Source organism: Caballeronia terrestris (assembly GCF_001544515.1).
Taxonomy (GTDB): Bacteria; Pseudomonadota; Gammaproteobacteria; order Burkholderiales; family Burkholderiaceae; genus Caballeronia; species Caballeronia terrestris.
In genome coordinates this window covers 1-1,276 of the sequence record NZ_FCOL02000432.1, presented here as the reverse complement: position 1 = coordinate 1,276, position 1,276 = coordinate 1, and the positions used below count along the sequence as shown (strand labels likewise).

Genomic DNA, 1,276 nt, shown 5'->3' with positions numbered 1-1,276 from the left:
AGCCTGAAGGACCCGAATTCGACGAGCCCATGCTGTAATTTCCTGGGCTGTTGTTCGCACGGTCTTCCTCGCGATAGCAATGTCCTGTTGCGTGTCGTCCGCCCGTTTCGTCTTCGTGAGCGACGACGGATCGAATGTCCGGGGTCTTGGGCTTTCGATGATGTAATGAAGCCCTGTGGCATAAGTGCCCGTTGGTGGTCAATTGAATGTTTTGCCGTAACGAACGCCAAGGCGCGAGCGCCCGCTGGCGAATTTGAGTGTTGTCAATTTGCACGGAGGGCATGATGAAACACATTGGCATTGCAGTGCTGACCGGGGCCCTTGCCTTGTCGTTTGGTCATATCGCGTGGGCACAGGGCAACACGCCGGAAAGTTCCCCGGCAGCCGCCAAACATCCTGACCCATTAGTGAGTATGCACCAGGAAGTTGCTGCGGCGAATCGCGTGTATGACCAAAAGGTCGCTGCAGCGAAAAAGGTTTACGACCACAAGAAGGCGGAAGCCAAGAGAGAACGCGACGCCGCTGTCAAGGCAGCGCACGCCGCAGCGGGATGATATGAATCGCGCTCTGTGTAATGACGGAGGGGGTAGAGACCGTGGCGGGTGGCGACACATTTGAACAACAGCACTTCTCTAACTTTGCCGCGTGATTCGTGTCGCGCCTTTCCTTTTTTCGTCGTAGCCGTTGCCTTGTCAGCCGGAAACAAATCGGGTGTTTCACTGACCTAGCCCTTTCTCGTCGATCAACCACCTTTGCAGAAAACGTTAATGTTAAAGACGTTCCAAATTCGCCATTGCTGCGTCCGGGTCAGAGGACCAACGTGCCAAGTATCCCGGGGCGCTGACTTAGCAGGCCGTTGAAATACCTCGTCGAACGGTCATCCGGAATGAAGGGGTGGACGTTGAACTTGATGTCATTAACGAGAGCGAGATGGAACGGATGCGCGGCAGCGACAGTTTTACGGAGTCAATGTTCACGGTGTTGAAGCTGGATGATTTCGTAGCGAAGGAACATCCGTTGCGTCCGATTCGTACATGGCTCAATGACTCGCTCAAGCGCATGGATGATGTGTTCGCGCGGATGTACGAGGCAGACGCGAGAGGTGGCCGACCAAGCATTGCTCCGGAGAAGTTAGTCCGGGCGCTGTTGCTGCAGGTTCTGTACTCGATTCGAAGCGAACGGATGTTGATGGAACAGATTGAACCGCGCCGGGTTTGTCGGAGACCGCCGAGTTTGGCGCTACGCCGCTCGCGCGGATAGCACCAGATTCCGATTG

At 55.5% G+C, this 1,276-nt stretch carries 1 protein-coding gene and 1 pseudogene; both read left to right on the top strand.

Going from position 1 to position 1,276, the window contains the following annotated elements; translation table 11 throughout:
- Positions 1–284: 284 nt before the first annotated feature.
- The gene (locus AWB67_RS38055) at positions 285–554 is read left to right on the top strand and encodes a hypothetical protein (RefSeq protein WP_087660880.1); all 270 of its coding nucleotides are present in this window, start codon (positions 285–287) and stop codon (positions 552–554) included.
- Positions 555–939: 385 nt separating this feature from the next.
- Positions 940–1,203, top strand: a pseudogene (locus AWB67_RS38050) (transposase); the annotation flags it as partial.
- Between the last annotated feature and the right edge of the window lie 73 nt (positions 1,204–1,276).